The organism is Paracoccus nototheniae (genome assembly GCF_004335005.1).
Classification (GTDB): Bacteria; Pseudomonadota; Alphaproteobacteria; order Rhodobacterales; family Rhodobacteraceae; genus Paracoccus; species Paracoccus nototheniae.
On sequence record NZ_RQRT01000122.1, the window covers coordinates 1 to 6,028 of the forward strand.

Genomic DNA, 6,028 nt, shown 5'->3' on the forward strand with positions numbered 1-6,028 from the left:
GGCCACTGGTTTGCGCGATGCGAACCGCATCCCGCTTGAACTCGTCGCTGTGTATCGCTGCCATATCCGGTCTCCTTGATGGCGAGTATTGCTCTCAAAAGACCGGAACAAAACCGGTGCAGGTCCAGATCGTGGGTCGGATCGACCTGATGGGCGAGGACGTTCATGGGTTGCGCATCGGACAGCGGGTTGGCGTGCCTTGGCTCGCCAATACTTGCGGTCGGTGTCCGTATTGCCGCGCCGGACACGAAAATCTCTGCGATCAGCCCACCTTCACAGGGTATAGTGTTGACGGCGGATACGCCGAGGCCTGTCTGGCCAATGCACGCTTTATCGTCCCCCTAGACGACACGAGCGACGCCGCCAGCCTTGCGCCCCTGCTCTGCGCAGGGCTGATCGGCTACAGGGCGCTGAAGATGGTCGCGGATGCCCGGAGCATCGGGATCTACGGCTTTGGAGCTGCGGCTCACATCATTGCGCAGATCGCGGTTGCGCAGCAACGGCATGTTTTTGCTGTGACTCGACCCGGCGACAAGGCCACGCAGAAATATGCTCTTGAGCTCGGAGCGACCTGGGCAGGAGACTCGGACCAGCTATTGCCGGAAGAACTCGACGCAGCGCTCATTTTTGCCCCTGATGGAAGCCTCGTGCCGCGCGCTCTGCGCGCGGTGCGCAAAGGCGGCTGCGTGGTCTGCGCCGGCATTCACATGTCGCAAATACCAGCACTTGATTACGAAGACCTCTGGGGAGAGCGGATTCTCAGATCGGTGGCAAACATGACCCGAACTGATGCAGCGGAATTCATGCTTCGGATCCACGACATGCCCGTCCTTACGCGGACGACGATCTATGCTCTCAGTGACGCCAATCTAGCCCTCGACGACCTGCGGGCTGGAAGACTGACAGGTGCCGCAGTGCTGGTCCCGTAATCGAGAAAGCAGACCAGCCGCTCCAGGCTCTACTCTCAAGGCGACCTATTCTCTCGCCCGATCTTTCCAGTGCCTGAGCTGTGGAAAGCCGCTTGCCCCTGTCGGATACTCCTCGCCGATTTCATCCGTCAGTGCAGCGAAGTTCACGATCGAGATCAGATCGGAGCGAACGATCCGGATGTATCCAAGATCCTGGAGCGCATGAAGAGCGCGACTGATCGATTCAGTACGCGTCCCCAGGAGATATGCCATATCCTGACGTGTGATCGGGAGATGCACGGTCAAACTGTCATCCCGCTCCAGAACAACGTCAGACACAACACGGTACCGCGTACAAAGGAGAACCAGGAACCCGCAGATCCTCGTTTGGACCCGCGTATATCCCAGAATGATCATCCAGTCCCGGGCCCGGTCGATTTCGTTCAGAATTTCATGGATGACGAGACGATCAAGTTCGGAGGAGTGTCGGACAAGGTCCTCGAACGGCCCACGCCGAAACAAGATGATGCGGCTGCCTGTTGCGGCCTCAATGCCATAGGGCATGGGGCCGTCGAACACCCGGCCAAACATGTCACCTGACACCAACAGGCCGACGATGTGCCGGCTCCCATCGGCCAGAACCTTCTCCATGCGGAGAATCCCTGACAGCACGAAACCCACGAAAGGCGGCTTTTCGTCGGCAATTGTGACGGTCTGACCAGATTGGAACAGCATTTGCTGGCTCATTGACGTGAGTAATGCGAGCACGTCACTGCCGAGACCTAAAAAAGGCGCGATGCTTCGAAAGTCTGGTTGAACGGGTCCATGGTGAGAACAGGTGACCACGACAAACCTCCACTTCCACTCGAGCAACAGTACACGAAAACGTCAACTTCTGGAAAGGAATCCTGTGTCGGCTATAAACCGCCGACCCGCGACGTTTCCGGGCAGAGGCGCCCCAAATTGACATGTGTCAACGTCAAGTCGCCGCCGCCATGCAAGCCTGACCAATGACCCGCCCTTCATGTCCTTTCACCGGAGACGCGAAGTTGAAGCATCATCCTGAACTGCGGCTTGTCCCTCGGCCTTTGTGCCGGAATGGCAGAGAGGACGATTGCTGTGCCTGTCCTTTGGCTGCGGCCGCCGTCTGCAGGCTTTTGAATGGGTCGACGCGATCGACGCGCAGGGTTTTTGCACGCGGCTCACATATAATTTCCGCAGGAACGAAAGCGAATATTACAGGTGTGCTCAAAAGCGGTTTCCTTCGCATAGAGCATGTGTCACGGCACGGACGGCGTAGTGTGCTGACACTGCATCAACCGGGCGATCTGATCGGAAACTGGACAGGCGGGAATGAGACCTACCTGATCGAGGCGGCTACGCGTGTCGAACTGTGCCTGCATGATGGCAATGCTGTAACCCAGTTGCTCGCGAAAGACGCGAATGCGCGATGGTATCTGATTACGGAGCTTTCCGAATTGGCTGAGCGACAACGTACGATGCTTTGGCATCTTGGGGTACTTGATAGCAGGCAGCGTATTATGTCGTTCCTGATCGACCATTTGAGCTTCATGCCCCCTAGATGCCAGATTGACGGAAGCGCTTTGATCCGGATGGAGGTATCGAGGCAGGACTGGGCAGATTTAACATGCACGACAGTTGAAACAGTGTGCCGGACGCTTACCGATTTAAAGAATCATGGATTTATCGAACCAATAAATCCACAGCTCTTCAAAATAAAAAATATCGATGCGCTAAAAAAATTTCTGGCAATATAATTATGAATATGCCCTGTATAACGGCTTTGTAGAAGTTTAAGCTGGCGATGACAGCCGTCAATGACAGATCAACAATTAAGCCTATGCCTGAACGTGCGGGTCTCCCCCCAGACCCCGTATGATCCAGCGCCCCCAAATCCATTCAATTTATGCCCCTTTAAATCATATGATGCGCTTAAGAGAATTGCCCAACGCGCCTGGAATGCAGATCAGCTTATGGCCAACCTCATACTCACATTCCGAATAAGAGTACCGTTATTTGCCCTTTGAAATCGGAGTCCACCAATGCGTGTCCAAAACCTTGCTCTCATTGTTTTCGACCTCACAGAGGCGGAATGGCTGCTCCCCCAAGCTGCCGTCGTAGCCCGCAATCTTGATGCGCATCTGACGGTGCTGCATGCGTATCGACCGATCTTTTTTTATGAAGGCATCGGGCCTGAGCCGATGATTTTCTCGACCATCGGCAACTGGAAGGAGGATTCTTCGGCGCGCGTCCGGGCAATTTTCGGCAAGGAAATCGCAACAAACGATATCGTCGCGCAATACCGTGACTATTCGGAACTCTATGGCGCAGAAGAGTTCGTGCTGTCGGCCGGGCGTGCGGCCGATATTGTGCTGCTGGGTACGAACACGGCTCCATTCCGCTCCCCCGACGATCGCAATCTCACAGAGCGTCTCGTCCGAAACCTCGGTCGACCGGTTCTTGTTCTTCACCCCCATGCGCAATGCCAGGCACCATTCAAACGCATGATGATAGGGTGGAGCGAAACGCGTGAAGCCACGCGCGCCGCGCACGATGCACTCGCACTTGCCGCGGACCAAGCTCAGATAGAAATTGTGTCTGTCGTTCCCTATATCGAGGACAAATTTCCGGCAATTGATCAAAAAGCAGATTTCGCCGCTGCGCTCGCTCGGCGCGGATTAACGGCAACGATGAATGAGCGCCATGCCTCGGCGGCTGATCGCGTCACCTCGTTGATCGAGGAGGCGGAGAGTTTCAAGGCGGATGTCATCGTAGCAGGCGCGTTCGGACATTCGCTTCTATATGACTTCGTCATTGGTGCGGTGACCCGGGAACTGCTTGCGTCCTGCCGTTATCCGCTCCTGCTTTCTCACTAACCCGGCCAGCACAGGGGATATCGCCCCCGGTGGTTAGCCGGGGGCATGGTATCAGTGATGAACTGTCAGGTGATCAATGACGGATTTCACCCCGGGTGCCGCCCAGGCAGCGCGTTCAGCGGCCTCGCGCTCTGCCCAGTTGCGGACATCTCCTTCCAGCGTCACCTTGTGATCCACCACACTCACGCGGATCCGTTTGGATTCGAGCTCGGCATCGCGCTTCAGCGCATTTTCAATACGCTGCCGAACGTCGGTCACACTGATCGTGGGTTCGATTTCGATGCGGTTGGACATTGACCGGACACCAGTCAGGCCATGAAGAGCGCGCTCAGCGGCGTCCTTCTGGAAATGCCAATCGACCTTTCCGGACAGCACGATGGCGCCGTTTTCAACCCTGACCTGGACCTGGTCGTCGGGAATTGAAGTGTTCCATCGAAGCAGATTGACGGATCGCTTGGCGATTTCGTCATCTGCCGTCATGTGCGCGCCAACTGGACGGACTTCGATCTCCTGCGCAATGGCACGCACGCCCTTGACGCGTTTCACAATCATCTCTGCGGAATGCCGCTCGATGTAGCTTTGGACATGGCCACTCAGCGTGACCGTCCCGTTTTCCACGGCAACGCCAATATGTGCCGCATTGATGCTGGGTTCATATTGAAGCTCGTCGATGATGTCCTGTCTTAACTGAATGTCGCCCATGCGTGATCCTCCCAGGGGTGCGCTCGGTTCTGCCAACTAAGCCTGAACAGCAGTCTCAACGAGCCCGTCGGGTGCCGCATTGATGGCGGACAACGCCACGGTACGTGGCGTCGGTGCGCTTATTGTTCGGCGTCAATGCAGGACGGCTTGGTGAGAGGACAAATGTTCTAGTCCGCGGCAGGTGGAGTTCATGGGTCACGAGTGCAGCGCCGCGGACGCCTTGTATCCCGCCCGATCCCGGTATCGGGCGGAAATAGAAAAGGAGTGCGATATGTCCAAGACACTGCCGATGACCTCGGACAGATCCGCGCAGGACAGCCCGGACCGTCAGAACCCCTGGCCCCGAATTTTGGATCTCAGGGAAGAGATGTTCAGGCACTTCGGTCCCATGGATCAACACCGTTGGCCGTCCCTCATGCCCCGCGAGGCCTCATTCGGATCCTCTTTCTTGCCGTGGCCAGTTCTTGACGTCTCCGAATCCCAGAAAGCGTACAATGTCACTGCTTAACTTCCCGGGCTCACGGTCGAGCAGATCGCTATCCGCCTGAAAAATGGGGAGCTCACGATCAGCGGACAGAAATCAGAGGACAAGCAGGATAAAGACGGGAGCTACCATCTGCGCGAACGTAGCTGGGGCCGCTTCCAACGCAGCTTGGTGCTTTCTGACGGTATCGATGCAGACGGCATATCGGCCGGTTACGCCGAGGGGGTTCTGGCGATACACATTCCCAAGTCGAAAAGCTCACAGGAGGCTGAGAAGACGATCAGCATTCAACCAGCATGACGCTGACGACCGGTGTCGCATGCACCGGTCCACACCCTGATACCAGGACCGGAGTGTGCACATGAAGCGCAACATCACCATCGTCATTGGTCATCCGGATCCGGCCCCTGATCGGTTTTGCCGCGCGCTTGCACGAAGCTACGCGGACGGGGCGCGTGAAGCAGGACATAATGTCCGGACAGTGGATGTAGCGGTACTGGAGGTGCCTTATCTCCGGACCGCGTGGGAGTTCAAGCAGGCCGCCCCCCCGAGGTCGTTGACAGCGTCAGCGCAGGCGGTTTTCGATGCGGACCATCTTGTGCTTGTCTTCCCCCTCTGGCTTGGAGGACCGCCGGCACTGCTCAAGGCCTTTCTGGAACAGGTCATGCGCCCTGGCCAGGCATTCACCTATGGCGGGAAGTCGTCGACAAGTCGGTTTTCTAGGCGACGCTCCGCAAGGCTTATTGTAACGATGGGGATGCCTGGATGTCGGTAAGCGACGTTTGAACCCCACATTGCTTGGCTGACGCGCTGCTGCGAAGTCCTTTCCATCAGCTGATGGGGAGTGCGTTTCGCAATGTGTGCCCAGAGTTCGTTTCTCACTTCCTTGGGTGTCGAGATATATGGCTCTGGCCATCGCCGGTGGCCGACTGAGGTAAAGGCTTTGGTGGTTGCCGATACGCTTGAGCCGGGTGCCACGGTGAATGCCGTTGCGGACAGGTATGGAGTGCAGCCGAACCAGCTATCGGCGTGGCGGC

7 protein-coding genes and 1 pseudogene are annotated in these 6,028 nt (G+C 56.9%); 6 read left to right on the forward strand and 2 right to left on the reverse strand.

Features of this window, described 5'->3' with window-relative positions; genetic code table 11:
- Window positions 1-929, forward strand: a 929-nt coding sequence (locus tag EG885_RS21470) for an alcohol dehydrogenase catalytic domain-containing protein (RefSeq protein ID WP_131578748.1), incomplete at its 5' end; no start/stop codon positions are given.
- A 45-nt stretch (window positions 930-974) separates the two neighbouring features.
- Here the strand turns inward: EG885_RS21470 and EG885_RS21475 are convergent.
- Entirely contained in the window at window positions 975-1,643 is a 669-nt protein-coding gene (locus EG885_RS21475) for a Crp/Fnr family transcriptional regulator (RefSeq protein WP_165571262.1), read from the reverse strand.
- A 275-nt stretch (window positions 1,644-1,918) separates the two neighbouring features.
- Between EG885_RS21475 and EG885_RS21480 the strand changes: the two genes are divergently transcribed.
- Both EG885_RS21480 and EG885_RS21485 read left to right on the forward strand, forming a co-directional pair.
- Window positions 1,919-2,686: a Crp/Fnr family transcriptional regulator gene (locus tag EG885_RS21480; RefSeq protein ID WP_131578752.1), complete on the forward strand. Its 768-nt coding sequence runs from the start codon at window positions 1,919-1,921 to the stop codon at window positions 2,684-2,686.
- A 285-nt stretch (window positions 2,687-2,971) separates the two neighbouring features.
- Window positions 2,972-3,805 (forward strand): universal stress protein, encoded by an 834-nt coding sequence (locus tag EG885_RS21485; protein ID WP_131578754.1) that lies wholly within the window; start codon window positions 2,972-2,974, stop codon window positions 3,803-3,805.
- A gap of 51 nt (window positions 3,806-3,856) precedes the next feature.
- On the opposite strand, the gene EG885_RS21490 is transcribed toward EG885_RS21485, so the two are convergent.
- Window positions 3,857-4,507, reverse strand: coding sequence for a BON domain-containing protein (locus tag EG885_RS21490; protein WP_131578756.1), 651 nt, complete (start codon window positions 4,505-4,507; stop codon window positions 3,857-3,859).
- A gap of 520 nt (window positions 4,508-5,027) precedes the next feature.
- On the opposite strand from EG885_RS21490, the pseudogene EG885_RS23625 reads away from it, so the two are divergent.
- The 3 genes and pseudogenes from EG885_RS23625 to EG885_RS23170 form a co-directional block, all read left to right on the forward strand.
- Window positions 5,028-5,291 (forward strand): annotated as a pseudogene (locus EG885_RS23625) (Hsp20/alpha crystallin family protein); the annotation flags it as partial.
- A 61-nt stretch (window positions 5,292-5,352) separates the two neighbouring features.
- Complete coding sequence (locus tag EG885_RS23630; protein WP_131578758.1) at window positions 5,353-5,766, forward strand: NAD(P)H-dependent oxidoreductase; 414 nt, start codon at window positions 5,353-5,355, stop codon at window positions 5,764-5,766.
- Between the two features lie 81 nt (window positions 5,767-5,847).
- Window positions 5,848-6,028: transposase (locus EG885_RS23170; RefSeq protein WP_207392378.1), on the forward strand; the 181-nt coding region annotated here is incomplete at its 3' end.